Origin of the sequence: Anabaena sp. 4-3 (genome assembly GCF_001597745.1) — a bacterium.
In the GTDB taxonomy this organism is placed as follows: domain Bacteria; phylum Cyanobacteriota; class Cyanobacteriia; order Cyanobacteriales; family Nostocaceae; genus Trichormus.
The window spans coordinates 34,142-47,926 of sequence record NZ_LUHJ01000012.1 but is presented as its reverse complement, the minus strand read 5'-3'; the positions used below and the strand labels follow the sequence as shown (position 1 = coordinate 47,926).

General features: G+C 41.3%; 11 protein-coding genes. 3 read left to right on the top strand and 8 right to left on the bottom strand.

Annotation, left to right across the window (positions count from 1 at the left end):
* Window positions 1-140: 140 nt before the first annotated feature.
* Entirely contained in the window at window positions 141-590 is a 450-nt protein-coding gene (gene ndk / locus A3775_RS01870; protein ID WP_066382518.1) for a nucleoside-diphosphate kinase, read from the top strand.
* A gap of 167 nt (window positions 591-757) precedes the next feature.
* On the opposite strand, the gene A3775_RS01865 is transcribed toward ndk, so the two are convergent.
* The 5 genes from A3775_RS01865 to A3775_RS01845 form a co-directional block, all read right to left on the bottom strand.
* On the bottom strand, window positions 758-1,480 hold the full coding sequence (locus tag A3775_RS01865; protein ID WP_066382520.1) for a TerC family protein: 723 nt from the start codon (window positions 1,478-1,480) through the stop codon (window positions 758-760).
* 191 nt (window positions 1,481-1,671) lie between these two features.
* Window positions 1,672-2,568: a bile acid:sodium symporter family protein gene (locus A3775_RS01860; protein ID WP_066423634.1), complete on the bottom strand. Its 897-nt coding sequence runs from the start codon at window positions 2,566-2,568 to the stop codon at window positions 1,672-1,674.
* Between the two features lie 99 nt (window positions 2,569-2,667).
* The gene (locus A3775_RS01855) at window positions 2,668-4,455 is read right to left on the bottom strand and encodes a diguanylate cyclase domain-containing protein (protein WP_066382524.1); all 1,788 of its coding nucleotides are present in this window, start codon (window positions 4,453-4,455) and stop codon (window positions 2,668-2,670) included.
* A gap of 9 nt (window positions 4,456-4,464) precedes the next feature.
* Complete coding sequence (locus tag A3775_RS01850; protein WP_066382526.1) at window positions 4,465-5,445, bottom strand: ABC transporter substrate-binding protein; 981 nt, start codon at window positions 5,443-5,445, stop codon at window positions 4,465-4,467.
* A 371-nt stretch (window positions 5,446-5,816) separates the two neighbouring features.
* Window positions 5,817-7,211 carry an amidase gene (locus A3775_RS01845; RefSeq protein ID WP_066382533.1) on the bottom strand — a complete coding sequence of 465 codons (1,395 nt, stop codon included), beginning with the start codon at window positions 7,209-7,211 and terminating at the stop codon, window positions 5,817-5,819.
* A gap of 353 nt (window positions 7,212-7,564) precedes the next feature.
* Between A3775_RS01845 and A3775_RS01840 the strand changes: the two genes are divergently transcribed.
* Window positions 7,565-9,046, top strand: a complete 1,482-nt coding sequence (locus tag A3775_RS01840; RefSeq protein WP_066382534.1) for a hypothetical protein — start codon at window positions 7,565-7,567, stop codon at window positions 9,044-9,046.
* A gap of 223 nt (window positions 9,047-9,269) precedes the next feature.
* Here A3775_RS01840 and A3775_RS01835 read toward each other — a convergent pair whose 3' ends face one another.
* From A3775_RS01835 to A3775_RS01825, 3 genes are all read right to left on the bottom strand, one after another.
* The gene (locus A3775_RS01835) at window positions 9,270-10,508 is read right to left on the bottom strand and encodes a DUF445 domain-containing protein (RefSeq protein ID WP_066382535.1); all 1,239 of its coding nucleotides are present in this window, start codon (window positions 10,506-10,508) and stop codon (window positions 9,270-9,272) included.
* 214 nt (window positions 10,509-10,722) lie between these two features.
* Window positions 10,723-11,409, bottom strand: coding sequence for a bifunctional demethylmenaquinone methyltransferase/2-methoxy-6-polyprenyl-1,4-benzoquinol methylase UbiE (gene ubiE, locus A3775_RS01830; protein ID WP_066382540.1), 687 nt, complete (start codon window positions 11,407-11,409; stop codon window positions 10,723-10,725).
* Between the two features lie 67 nt (window positions 11,410-11,476).
* Complete coding sequence (locus tag A3775_RS01825) at window positions 11,477-12,430, bottom strand: response regulator (RefSeq protein ID WP_066382546.1); 954 nt, start codon at window positions 12,428-12,430, stop codon at window positions 11,477-11,479.
* 215 nt (window positions 12,431-12,645) lie between these two features.
* Here A3775_RS01825 and A3775_RS01820 point away from each other — a divergent pair, with 215 nt between their 5' ends.
* Window positions 12,646-13,731: a RuBisCO accumulation factor 1 gene (locus A3775_RS01820; RefSeq protein ID WP_066423631.1), complete on the top strand. Its 1,086-nt coding sequence runs from the start codon at window positions 12,646-12,648 to the stop codon at window positions 13,729-13,731.
* Window positions 13,732-13,785 lie beyond the last annotated feature (54 nt).

Here is a 13,785-nt window from a genome sequence, read left to right as displayed (position 1 = left end):
AAACTCTGATTGGTCAGTAGTTAATACTCATTGGTCATGAGTCATTAGCAAAAACTCTGAGGCTGGGGACTATAGACTTTTGACTATCAACTGTTGACTCTTGACTACATAAAAATTTGATTAACTTTAGGGAGATAGCTTTGGAACGCACATTCTTAGCAATTAAGCCTGATGGCGTACAACGTGGACTGGTAGGCGAAATTATCCGTCGCTTTGAAACAAAAGGTTTTACCCTTGTTGGTTTGAAGTTCTTGCAAGTCAGCCGGGAATTGGCTGAAAAGCATTACGATGTACACCGCGAAAGACCTTTCTTCCCCAGTTTAGTCGAATTTATCACTTCTGGCCCAGTGGTAGCGATGGTCTGGGAAGGCGATGGTGTTGTTGCTTCTGCTAGAAAAATCATTGGTGCGACAAATCCCTTAACCGCAGAACCAGGAACAATTCGGGGAGATTTTGGCATTAATATCGGTCGCAACCTGATCCACGGTTCTGATGCTTTAGAAACTGCTCAACGGGAAATTTCCCTGTGGTTTAAAGATGAAGAATTAGTTAGCTGGCAACCTCATTTAACACCTTGGTTGCACGAGTAATCTAGTTGGGAGTAGGGAGTGGGGGGAGATGTAGCTTTAGCTTCTCTTTCAGAGACGCTAACGCGAACCCGCAGGGTGGGGGATGAGGGGGATTTTTCCCCAAACATTCTTAATTCTTAATTCTTAATTTTGAATTTTGAATTTTGAATTGTTTTGTCCCCAATCCCTCACTTTGGTACTTCTGTTTTTTCCGCTTCTACTTGGGGTGCTTCTGTGAGATGGCGTTTGGAAAATCCCCAAGTTAAAATTAGGGCGATCGCCGTAATCATTAACCATTCTGGTGGCACGAAATCATCGTTTATTACCTTCAATAACAGGCGCAACCCCACCAAGGCGACGGTGATATATCCCGCATCTTCTAAGTTTTCAAATTCATCTAACCAACGGATAAATAAGCCAGCCATAAAGCGCAGGGTGATAATCCCTATGGTTGTCCCCGTTAATACTAGCCATCTTTCTTGAGATACTGCGATCGCAGTTGTCACACTATCCAAAGAAAAGGCTAAGTCTGTTAAAGCAATTACTGGTATTGCTTGTAGCAAAGAATTAAACCGTGGCCCGTGGTGATGCTCGTCTGCGCTTTCGTCCGAGGTAAAGTGTTGGAATACTAACCAGAGTAGGTATGCAGCACCCAAAAGTTCAAATTGCCAGAATTTTTGTACCTCAGTTGCAGTCAGCAGCAGGGTAATTCGCAGTACATAGGCAACGACTAAACCAATATTGAGTGCCTGACGTTCCAGTTTTTTATTGTCTAGTCCTTGGGCTATGGCGGCAAGGGCGATCGCATTGTCAGCAGATAGCACTGCTTCTAAAAATACTAATATCAGCAGGACTATCGCAGCTTCAATGCTGAGATGAAAGTGCAGGTAGTCAAAAATTTGGTCTAGCATTCCAGGTTTCTCAAGCAGGGAAAATTTAAAATTAACAAGGATAGGCGATTGAATTGAAAAATTGCAATGAATTGCTACTTCATCCAGCTTAACGTGCTAAAGGTATATTCTCACTAGGCGATCGCATGATGCCAAAAATAGCATCACTGCGATCGCCTAGCTGGTAGTTTGCTTTTGGAGAATTTGCTCCCTTAGACTTTACCTAGAAAATTCCGATTAATGGAATTAGTTGCAGCTAATTTTCTGCCATAGCTAATGATGACAAAGCCAGTGAGATTCATAAATAAGCCATAAATAGCACCAGGAACCGCCATATCCGCATTATTCAGCAACCCGGCAGTGATGGCGATCGCTAGCGTGCCATTTTGAAATCCAACTTCAATAGCAATACATATTTGTTGGCGAATATTCAGTTTAAACAGTTTACTCAAAAAGTATCCTGCCAGGATTGAGAGCAAATTCAACATCACCACCCCAATACCGACTTGCAAGATAAATTCTGGGAGGCGATGCCATTCTCGGAGCAAGATTAACAAGATAATGATGGCAAGTAAGGCGATCGCTAGGCGATTAGTTACTTTTTCTAAACGTAAAGCCGTATCTGTAAACCTCTGGCGTATATACATCCCTAACCCAATCGGCACCATTGTAATTAGGAATATCTGCAACATTGTCGCACCTATCGGCAGTGCGATCGCTGCACTTTGTCCTAAAAAATGTTGCAGTGCCAGATTCGCAAAAATGGGAATGGTAAATATGGTAATGATACTACTCAACACTGTGAGAGTTACTGATAACGCCACATCCCCACCGGCTAGATATGTCACCACGTTTGATGATACGCCCCCAGGACATAATGCCACGATAATTAATCCCACGGCGATTATTGGCTGCATGGGGACTGTTTTAGCAATTAACAAACCAATGATTGGTAAAAGTATTAACTGGCTTACCAAGCCGACTGAGACGGCTTTCGGATACTTAGTTACACGTTGAAAATCCTCTGGCTGCAAAGATAAACCCATTCCCAGCATGATAATAGCCAAGGAAAGGGGCAGAATCACATTAGTTAACAAATTTGCTTGCATAAAGCTGGATTAAACCATATATCCCGAATAATCAGAAGTTTACCGGAGTGTGTCATCCAGCGTATGTAGAGTCATGGGACTTGGGTGAGCGATCGCTCCTCACCTGTTAATTGAATTCTCATCTGATGAGTAACAATAGCGATCGCGCCCCTGTTGTTTGGCATGGTACAATGCTTGGTCTGCTGAACTAATGAGTGTATCTGGCTTTATGTCCAAAGAAGGTATGAGTGAGCAAATTCCCATACTAACGGTAACGATATCCTTGACATCAGATTTTGCATGGGGAAGGGCTAGATCGTGAATTGCTTGCTGAATATTTTGTGCGACTTTAATTGCTGCTGTTAAGTCAGTATTAGGAAGGAGTATGGAAAATTCCTCTCCACCGTAACGCGCTACGAGATCAGCAGGACGATAAACTTTTTGTTGCACTGTTTGAGCTACTCTGACTAGACAATCATCGCCTCCAAGATGACCATAATAGTCGTTATAATTTTTAAATTTATCAACATCAAATAAAATCAGTGCTAGGGGTTGTTGTTCTCGTGCAAGGCGGGTCCATTCTGCTTGCAGTCGTTCATCGAAGCAGCGACGGTTAGCCACTTGAGTCAAACCATCGAGATTTACCAGTTGTTCTAGTTTCTGATTTGCAATTACTAACTCTGCTGTTCTCTGTTGTACCCTTTGTTCCAAAGTTTCCAAAGATATTTGTAATTCAAGTGCCATGTCGTTAAACGATCTTGCAAGTTGACCTATTTCATCTTTTGAACCAACTTTGGCGCGGATATCTAAATTACCTGCGGTAAACTGGGACACTATATTTGTAAGGTAAATTATTGGCTTTGTTAGCAGTTGCCCAATAGCAAAAGCGATAATTGTCACTACTGAAGCGATAATTGCCAAGAGAAACATTGCATCATGAATTTGCTTTTCTACAGGTGCTAGGGCAACACTAAGGGGTTGTGCAAATAACACAGACCAAGGTTTATATTTTAACCGAGCGATCGCAATCAGATTTACCTGATTACCTGTTGATGACAAAGATGTAATTAAATATGATTGTTTATCATCCAATGCTTGCTTAAGTTTAAACTCGTTAGTTGCCAATTCTTTAACAGGAGAATTAGGCAAGCGATCTTCTTTTTGCAGTTGATTTACAACAGCCAAAGGCAGAGGCACAATTGATTTAAAAAGTAGTTCGGGTGCTGTACTATGGGCTAAATAAATATTATTTTTATCCAAAAGAATAGCAAAGGATTTAGTCCCAACCTTTTCAGTTTCTCTAGTTACTAATTGCTGCACAACAGTAGCATTATAGGAAACTCGCAATATACCCAATATATCGCCCTTGGCATTGCGAACTGGACTACTAAAAAAGAGAGTAACCAGATCAGGAATTGTTGACGATAGCTTCATGCTAGAAACAAAAGATAAGCCTGTTTGCAGTGGTTGTTGAAAATAATCTGCGGCTGATTCGTCTTTGCCAATATTCGATTTCTCTGTATCCAATACATTTTTCCCGTTTAAATCGAGCAAGGAGTATGAGAGAATGTTGAGCATATCTTTGCGACTAAGACGGCTTAATGTTTGTGTTGCAAATTGCATTTCGGGGCTATCATTTCGCTGTTGTGGAGTGAGGCTAAGGTAACGTGCCAAACCTGGTAAAATTGCCTCTACGCGCACAGCATTGAGATTGGCATCAATAAAAGCATCTATTTTGTTAGTTGTTTCCTTAGCCGCCGCAGATAAAGCCTGTTTTGCATTTTTAGTAAGTGCGTTTTCTGTTGTCTGTTTGTTAATAGATGCCAATAACAGCAACGGAATTAAAGCAACAATTAGAAATGAGGCGATCAACTTGCTACGAATTCCACCCAAAAAAGTCTGCTGCATAACTTTATACTAGGAGGGAGGGTTCAAGAAAGAAGAATTGAACAAACTTTCTAACTCAGGAAGGCGCGTTATGTTTCCAGCGCGAATAAAAAAGTCTGCATATATCTTGGCCGTTTTGTAGACGGAGTTAGGGTTACTAGATTGAAAGAATTTTTGATTTTCTGCTAAATTAGTGAGGTTTATACCCTCCAGAGAGATTGTATTGCTAGGAATTTTTAACACTTTGCTGATGATAGCGTTTCCTTCCTGAATATTTGCTTTCCAGTAGTTTACTGCTTGCAGCCATGCCCGCACAAATGCACGAACATCTTCGGGGCGAGCGCGGGTTATCTCTTTGCGAAAGCCAATCACATCTAAAATCAAGCCAGGGGTTTGTTTGCTGGTAAATAAAATACGTCCCCCTGATTTCACAGCTTCAGAAAGATGCGGTTGCCAAGTGTGTCCGGCTTGAATAACATTATTTTTGAGACTTTGAGGAATTTCTGAAGCCTCTAATTTAACCAAGTTCACATCGTCGCTGGTTAAGTTAGCTTTTTTCAACATCTCAGTCACGAAAACTTCGCTAAAACCGCCTAGATTTGCACCCAGCTTTTTACCTTTCAAGTCAGCAATGGTTTTAACTTCTGATTGGGCGACTACTACATCTGCTCCTGTTGATTCATTTACAACCATCACGGCTTGTATCTCTGGATCTGTGGCACTCAACATGATAAAACTTCCCAAAGAAGCTATACCCCCATCATACTTACCCGCACTGGCATTTGCTTGTATCAATTGTATATCCTGTTTATGAATTAGTTCCACATCTACGCCTTGGGCTTTGAAGAATCCTTTTTCTTGAGCAATGATGGCTGGATACTCCCCAACAAAATATCCAGCTAGTATTTTCAAGGGAGGGTGTTTGAGTTTCGTTGGTGTCGAAGCATGACAAGCGAATAGCAAACAGGTAGTAATGAAACAGATACTAAGATATTTGAGTATTTTTAACATAGACTGCGTAAAATTCATCCAGGTCAGCCATCTACCCTTAATGTGGAAAGATGCACAAGTTAACGGGACTTAAACAAAAATCAAGACCAAATCAAGCCAAAACTGGGATATTCGTGGCAAATACGTCACGATTAACACTCAACTACTCAAAAAATATAAACAAGCTTTAACTAGCTTATAGTTCACAAGTATGGGTAGTAATCCAACTTTTTTAATCAAAACTTGTAAAATTAAGTAATATTAGTATTTTTAGTATATTACAATACTATATATTGCACTCAATCATCATCAGGTGGGCAATGCCGACAAGCTAAAAATAAGCTTTTAAGCAAATTATGAGGATTGCCCACCTATGGGGATTGGTGTTTAAATCAGGACAAGGCTGGACGGCGATAAATCCAAGGGTTAGCGGCTTCTAGCTGGGCGGCGAGGCTGATGATGGTGGCTTCTGCGGCGGGTTTACCAATTAGCTGTACACTCATGGGTAAACCGTTGCTATCAAAACCTACAGGTAAAGCGATCGCTGGTTGTCCGGTAGCGTTGGCTGGTGGACAAGGAGCAACCCAATTAATAATTTGTTGGAATGTATCTTCAGGACTTAAATTAGCCCATTCCCCGACTCGAATCGGTGAGTGTAAATATACGGGTAATACTAACACATCCACAGTATCAAAAAATGCTAAGATTTGCCGAGCAACTATCTGCATTTTATACACTGCTTGGACGTATTCACCCACGCTACCCACCCGCGCCAATAGCCAACGGTTCACAGGCTGTAATACCTCTGGTGGGATACCAGAACCAGCTATTCCAGATTGCCAGACAATTTGAAATGGTTCGACTAACGCACTAAAATCAAGACTTGTTTCTGTAACTTGATGACCATTCGCTTCTAGTAACTTCACTGTATGCAAAACAGCTTGCTGACAGTTAGCATCTGCTTGACCCAAGGGGGGTATATCGGTAGCAAAGGCAACTCGCAAACTATTTGGTGGGGTTTGTGCAGCTGTTAAAAATGACGGTTCTGGATTGGGTAGCCAGTAGGGATCACCTGTGATGTAGCCAGAGATACTGTCTAACATAGCAGCCGCATCAGCAACAGTACGGGCAATCGGGCCATTGGCAGCAATTCCGGCGAGGCGATCGCCTACTGGTGCGTCACTGACTCTGCCTCGTGATGGCTTAATGCCCACCAATCCACAACAAGCCGCAGGCCCCCGAATTGAACCACCACCGTCCGAACCTTGGGCGATCGCACATAATCCGGCGGCGACTGCCGCAGCTGCACCACCACTAGAACCACCTGGGGTGTATTCTAAATTCCAAGGATTTCTGGCTGGGGGAAATCCCGTTGGTTCTGTGTAAGGAAATGAACCTAGTTCGGAGGTGGCTGTTTTACCGAGAATAATAAATCCAGCTTGTTTGATGCGTGTGACAACTCCATCATCACAGTCTGGGATGTTGTTCAATAACGCCGGACTCCCATAGGTACAAGTTATACCCGCTACAGCGTTGAGGTCTTTAACCGAAATTGGTACACCAAAAAATGGTGGTAGTTCAGTCGCCGTTGTGAGTAATTCTGTTTTGGCTGTAGCATCTGCAAGTGCTAAATCTGCTGCAACTGTAAAATAACTGCCTAACTGCGGATTTAAACGCTCAATCCGGTTTAAATATATTTCCACCAATTCTAACGGTGAGATTTCCCGGCGACGAATTAATTGCGCCAACTCTAAGGCAGGGGTAAAAGCTAAATCAGTTTCATTCATAAGGTTTGGGGATTGAAGACAAGGTAATTTCCCGATATCTGTTACCCATGTCCCATTTTCTGAAAAATAGGACTTGTTACTTTAGCAAAGTGTCCGGGAACTATAAATCTGTTGTTTGCTTGATTTATGACTTCCTGGCTGTGATTTTTTGGACTTTCACGGGTAAGTTATCTATAACACAGGCGTTTTCCGGTTTTCTCAAGTCATTTGTGAATATTAATAACAGGTTTGCTTTCTCAATCTGTCTTTCTCTCAACCTAGCCTGGAAAATCTCTCTTATCTAGTTTCTAGCCTCAGCCCCTGTATTTTCCAGTTAATTACATAAACTTTCGCTAAATCCTCACGAGATATTTATGTCTGACTTAGAAAAATTGATTAATCAACTGCCAACAATTGTTTATAATCTCAAACTGACTATTGGCACTTCTCAAGAAATTATGCAACAGGTTATCCTGATCAATAATGCTCAGGAACAACTACGACAAATTCAACAAGCGATTACTCAAAATTTTAGTCTTGTAGCTAGTAAAAGTGTTGCTATCAAGACGCTACCTGCACAGCATCAAATGACAGGGTTGATGATACCCAGTATTTTAGCAGTCAATCCTGCTATTACTGGCAACCCTAACTTAATTGCCGAAAAGTTTGGCAATCCCGCCACAGAAATCTCTTTATTTCATCTAAAATCAAAAATAAATTCTTGGTTGGAATGGGGTGATTTGTTACAGGCGATCGCCGCAGATATTTTAGGTGATGCTGATTTAGTGCAACAAATTAATTTCAACATTCAACATCCCAGTTTATTAATTCAAATTCAAGAGACAGTAAATCATATATCCAGCAATAAACCCTTGTTAAAGCAACAGGTTAATCATCTTAATGAAGAATTATCCCAAGTAAAAAAGCGACTTGATTATGTTGTTGACACTATTAAAAATAGTCACAACTTTTTAACCATAATGCTAGCATTATCATCATTCTGTGGTCAATCAGGCTTTGCCATAGAATGGTTAGATGATGCTCATGAATTAATTATTTCTAGTAAACATCAATTTAGTGAATTGACAGATATTCTCAATGATTGTGAAAAATTGCAACAGAAAATTGCTGAACTTGCGGCGCAAATAAAAGAGAGTCAGAAGACAAAGCAGCAGCCTAAAAACCAGCAATCAAGAGTTATCAATTATCGCACAAAAAGCAGAAAGGATAATTTTGCAGCAGCGATGGTTAATAAAATTCTGGTGATGGCTTGTAGTTTGGCTGTCTTAGGCGTTGGTGGTTGGCTCATCCAAGATAAATTTATCCACAATCAAGCATTGAGTCTCAATCTCAATCAAGAAAGTATCGCTGTCAGCAACTTTAAATCTGCTTTAAAACTGGGGATGGAAGCTTCTTCTCTAGTTCAAAAACCCCCTCATCCTCTCACAGTTTGGCAACAAGCAGCATCTAAATGGCAACAGGCAACTACACTCTTAGAAAGTGTTCCTGAAGGCACATCTGTATTTGCACAAGCCCAAGAAAGACTAATTATTTATCGTCTCAATTATCGTACCATCGAAAAAAGAGCCGCCAAGGAAAAGCAAGCTGTAGCCAACTTAGAAAAAGCAAAAAAGTTAGCCACTGAAGCTAATTTCTTTATGGAAACTTCGTCTAATTCTTTATTAGCGTGGCAACAATCAAGAGATAAATTGCAGAAATCAATTAACCTATTAGAAGCGATTCCTAGCAGTAGTTTTGTTTATAAACAGGCTCAAGAAATACTGCCAGATTATAGAACAAATTACACAGCTATTAATTCCATCATGAAAAATAGATTTCATTCTGTTAAGAGATGATTTAGCAAGTAAACCTTAAATTGTAGGGTGCGTTAAAGCAGCGCGTCATGCACCGTATTTATTTATTGGTGCGTTACGGCTAATTCCTACTCTCTCAAACAATAAACTCCTAACTTGCACCATTCTCAATGAGAATAGGCGATGCACACCCAACAACCTAAAATTAAGGTGTTGAGCAACTTGCAAGCCATGCCCACCCTACAAAAATTTGCTGTGTAACTACTTACCACTGTTGAGTAAAAAATAAGAAACCTGTTTGGAATAAACCGACAATAAAACCTAATATTCCCCCCAAGGTGACAATTGCCTGTAATTCATTTTTCACAATTCCCTCAATTGCCGCTTCTAAATCAGCCGGCGATGTTGATTTTACACGGTCAACAATTACTTGATCAATAGATAAAATCGGAATTACCTGGGCTACAATAGCTTCTAAATCCTTTTCTAAATATCGCTCTAAAATCAGTGCTAATTCTTTACTGACAACTTCTAAAGAGTTTATCAGTGCCGGGGAATTTCTCAGGCGATTTAGGAGTAGTTTAGCGATATTATCCCAATTAACAGACTCAGTTAAGTTGTGTAGTAAATCGCCGCCACTGGTTTGAATATACTGGCGGACGGTTTCGCGTGTAGTTTTTCGCAGTTGACGAACTGTACCAACTGGTAAATTTTGCAGTGATAAGTTTTGCAAAATTTTCTTGAGGCGATCGCGCAACTGCAAATCTTTAATTAATTCCTGTAACCGGGCATTAGTTAATTCTTTTTCATCTAAGCAAAAAGTTCTCAGCCTGGTGAGTGTGTTCCGCAAACCAAACAGATTTGCTACTACCCAATAAGTACCACTGGTTTTTTCGCGAAAGGTTTCGTCAACAATTTGAATTGTGTTATCCGTTAAAAAGTCTACAATTGTTTGACGTAAAGTATCTGGCGGTAAAACTACTTCTAAAAACCAATCAGCCAAGCGTGTGGCTTGTTCTTCACTCAGTTGTAAATCTAGTAATATCTGGTCAAAAATCTGATTAATTTGTGCTTCTAAAAAGTCTTCTTGTCTTGCCAAAACTTTCAAAAGTCGCGGTAAGGATTCCCCTAACAAATCACGCAGAATCCCGGCGACAATTTTGGTGCTTTTTTGGTTTTTATCTGTTTTAATTTGGTCAATGGCTAGCCGTAACAACCAGAGAATTGCTGACTGTACCCGTTCGGTTTGTAATAACCTGCGCGCCAGTTTTTGCAGTTCATCTGGTGTCAATAGTGACCCCATGATTGTACTAGAAATATTCTTCGCCAAACGTTCCTGGTTGCGAGGAATCAAGCCAGGGGTGAATGGCAATCTCCGCCCAGCAATATAAATTGCTCGGTAGGGACGAAATAACATTTTGATGGCTATATCATTGGTGAAATAGCCAATAATTCCACCCAGTATAGGGGGAGATACATACAATAAAAGATGAGACCAATCCACAGTTTTTTTTGGATTAATAATGGGGATTGGGGATTGGGGATTGGGGACAAATTAATTCAAAATTCACGCATACCCTGCGGGAACGCCAAAGGCGTACAAAATTCAAAATTAAAGAATTTTTGGGAAATGGGGACTGGGGTAAAATTTTTCCCTTGTCTCCCTTGTCTCCCTTGTCTCCTTTGTCTATTGCCAATGCCCAATGCCCAATTACCGATTACCGACTAACTACCAATACTCCCATCATACCGTTTGCAATGGGGTAGTGTGTGGCAGAGACGAAACCGACTTGATGGGCTAATTCTACTTGTTCTTGTCCTTGAGGAAAGCGATCTAAACTGGGAGTGATGTAGGCGTACTCTTCCTTCATCCCCATGCGCTCGGCCATAGGCACAACTATATTATCTAAATACCACTGCTGAAAAGCGCGAAATTGCTGGTTTTTGGGGCGATGAAAGTCTAAAATTGCGGCTTTAGCACCTGGCTTGAGGACTCGGTGTATTTCTTCGAGGCTACGGCGAATATCTGTAACATTTCTTAAACCGTAACCCATTGTCACCGCCTCAAATTGATTGTTATCAAAAGGTAAATTTAGTACATCTGCTTCTACCCAAGAGATGTCAAATTGAGGGTAATGGGTTTGAGAACGTTCTTGAGCCATTGCTAGCAGCCGGGGTGAAAAGTCCACCCCGTAGACTTTGCCGGTTTTGACACGTCTGGCTAAACTGAAGGCTAAATCACCACTACCACAACATAAATCTAGGCAGGTATCTCCTGGTTTAGCCGCACTCCATTTAATCGCCATTTCTTTCCATATCCGGTGTTGTCCTAAACTTAACCAATCGTTGAATTGGTCGTAAACAGGGGCAATACGGTCAAAAATGGCACGAATATCGTTAGTCATTAGTCATTAGTCACTGGTCGTTAGCTATTTAATTATTAACTGTGGACTGTTGACTATGGACGGTTGACTATTTTATTTGATAAGGGTGACTACTGGCTAGGGCGATCGCTACCAATTGCGCTGATAAATGAATCAGGTTTAATTCATCTTCGCGTAAGCAGATTGGTTCTTGCCATTGCAGGGACAACACCCCTAAAATATCATCCCGATAGGTGACAGGAATAACTACATGAGCTTGGATACCACTTGCTTGGTAATGAGCCACATCAGCCAATTGAGCGTCTTTCGGGACATTTAAAGAAACTTGAATTTGATTGGTGGCTATTGCTGCTTGCGTCAGTGGATCTTGCTCTAACCAATTCTCTACAGTACCTTGTTCACTGTAACTACCTTGAGTTGCAGTCAGTGCGTTACCTGCAACTAGCTGCAAAATACAGGTATCAGCTGCAAAACTTTGATTAAATGCTGTGGCAATTGGTGTCAGGGTTGCTTCTAAACTTTGGGATGCTTGAGTTACCTGTACCAAAACAGTCAACAGTGACATTTGAGCATTGGCGCGGCGTAATTCCTCAGTTCTTTGCTTAAGTAAATCATAAGTTTCTGCGGCGCGTTGCACAACTGCCTTAAGTTCAGCAGGATCCCAAGGCTTTGTAATATATTTATAAACTTGCCCGGCGTTAATGGCTTCTACCAAGTCTTCGATGTCAGTAAATCCTGTGAGAATTATCCTCACCGTATCGGGAAACTGGGGTACAGTCTTACTGAGAAATTCCGTACCTTTCATTTCTGGCATCCGTTGATCAGAGATAATGACTGCTACTTCCCCTTCCACAGCCAAGACTTCCAAGGCATTCATGCCACTATCAGCTTTGAGGACTTGAAAATCCCGGCGAAACGTGCGATAAAGCAAGTCAAGATTATCTGGCTCATCGTCAACTACCAAGATTTTGAGTTTTTTTTGTCTTTCTAAAGTTGATATTTGACGGCGAGTTGTCTGGATGTCGGAAATGGTATGAGCCATAAGAGATTGCCTGTAACAATTATTTATATATTTCTTACCAGCTTAGTAGATTATTACTGTCAAGCCTTGCGGGAATGTACTGATAGGATTGCGGTGATACTAATGAGTAATATTCATAACCTAAAATTTTCTCTAGCGGTAGAGGGTAGAGCTATTTCGCTGTAAAAGATTACAATAAAACTTGCCTCTCAAGTAGAAGCTGATATTTGAAGATTATGACTGACTTACCACCCAACGCTCCCAATACTGAGAATGCGTCTGATGATGCAACACAAGAGTTACTAAGAAAGTTAAGACAAAAACAAGGTAATTGGGTGGAGTGGGGATTGGCGATCGCTACTTTGCAAAAAAGCGGTTACAATCCTCAAGAAATTTTTGAAGCCACGGGATTTGAGCCAATTCAACAAAATCAGGTGATTGTTGGCGCACAAGTATATAGTTCCCTAGAAAAAGCCGGCGCATCAGAAGCGACGCGATCGCACTATGCTGTGCGTGGTAGCGATATTTTATATGAATTGCGGTTACTCACCCACGAAGAACGGGCGGCGGCGGCGGAGTTGACTTTTCAACATAAACTAGATGTAGATGAAGCGCGGGAAGTCGCCAAAGCTGTCAAAGATTTTTCTCGCTTCCGCACTTTACCCACAGGATTTTCTCAGCATCCAGGGGACGCAGTAGCTTATCAAGCTTGGAAATTAGCACGGCAAAAGACAGATTTACAAGAGCGATCGCGTTTAATTGCCAAAGGTTTACGCTTTGCCCATACACAAACTGCTAGGCAACAAATAGAACAGTTGCTGACAGATTTTACCGTTGTTTCCCAACGTCCTGCACCCATTGCTCCCTTTTATCGCTTTGATTCTGAAGAAGAACTACCCCGCATTGTTCCGGTGGTGGGTGAGTTACCTTTAACACCCCAAGAACTCAAAGCAGTACCTTTGATAGAAGAAATTGAACCATTTCGCATAGTCAAATTTGCCGGTGAACAAGCTTGGGTAGCCTTACCGGGTTGGCAAGTGTTGTTGAGTGCAGAAGATCCTGTGGGGATTTTAACGACTAGCGATCGCTTTCCGAGTCAGACACAAACCCAAACTGAGCCTGTCTTAGTAGTTGTAGATCGTTCCCAGCGTCAATGGAATGACTTTAGTTACTTTGTAATTGATCAAGATGGCGAATTAGATTTTCAGTGGTTTGAAACAGAACCAGAATTTCCCATCTTAGGAAAAGTAATGATCATAGTTCGTCCTCGCAGAATCTTAGATGAAGAAGTAACTAAAGATTCCTGGCAAATTGACGAGTAAATGAGGGAATAGGGAGGGGGAATATGTAGAGACGTTGCATGCAACTTCTCTACA

What these genes read in the sequence shown, in the direction of transcription:
- A3775_RS01865 (WP_066382520.1), bottom strand. Translation starts at nt 1,480, where the DNA reads ATGCTAGACCAAATTTTTGACTACCTGCACTTTCATCTCAGCATTGAA.
- A3775_RS01860 (WP_066423634.1), bottom strand. Translation starts at nt 2,568, where the DNA reads ATGCAAGCAAATTTGTTAACTAATGTGATTCTGCCCCTTTCCTTGGCT.
- A3775_RS01855 (WP_066382524.1), bottom strand. Translation starts at nt 4,455, where the DNA reads ATGCAGCAGACTTTTTTGGGTGGAATTCGTAGCAAGTTGATCGCCTCA.
- A3775_RS01850 (WP_066382526.1), bottom strand. Translation starts at nt 5,445, where the DNA reads ATGTTAAAAATACTCAAATATCTTAGTATCTGTTTCATTACTACCTGT.
- A3775_RS01845 (WP_066382533.1), bottom strand. Translation starts at nt 7,211, where the DNA reads ATGAATGAAACTGATTTAGCTTTTACCCCTGCCTTAGAGTTGGCGCAA.
- A3775_RS01840 (WP_066382534.1), top strand. Translation starts at nt 7,565, where the DNA reads ATGTCTGACTTAGAAAAATTGATTAATCAACTGCCAACAATTGTTTAT.
- ubiE (WP_066382540.1), bottom strand. Translation starts at nt 11,409, where the DNA reads ATGACTAACGATATTCGTGCCATTTTTGACCGTATTGCCCCTGTTTAC.
- A3775_RS01825 (WP_066382546.1), bottom strand. Translation starts at nt 12,430, where the DNA reads ATGGCTCATACCATTTCCGACATCCAGACAACTCGCCGTCAAATATCA.
- A3775_RS01820 (WP_066423631.1), top strand. Translation starts at nt 12,646, where the DNA reads ATGACTGACTTACCACCCAACGCTCCCAATACTGAGAATGCGTCTGAT.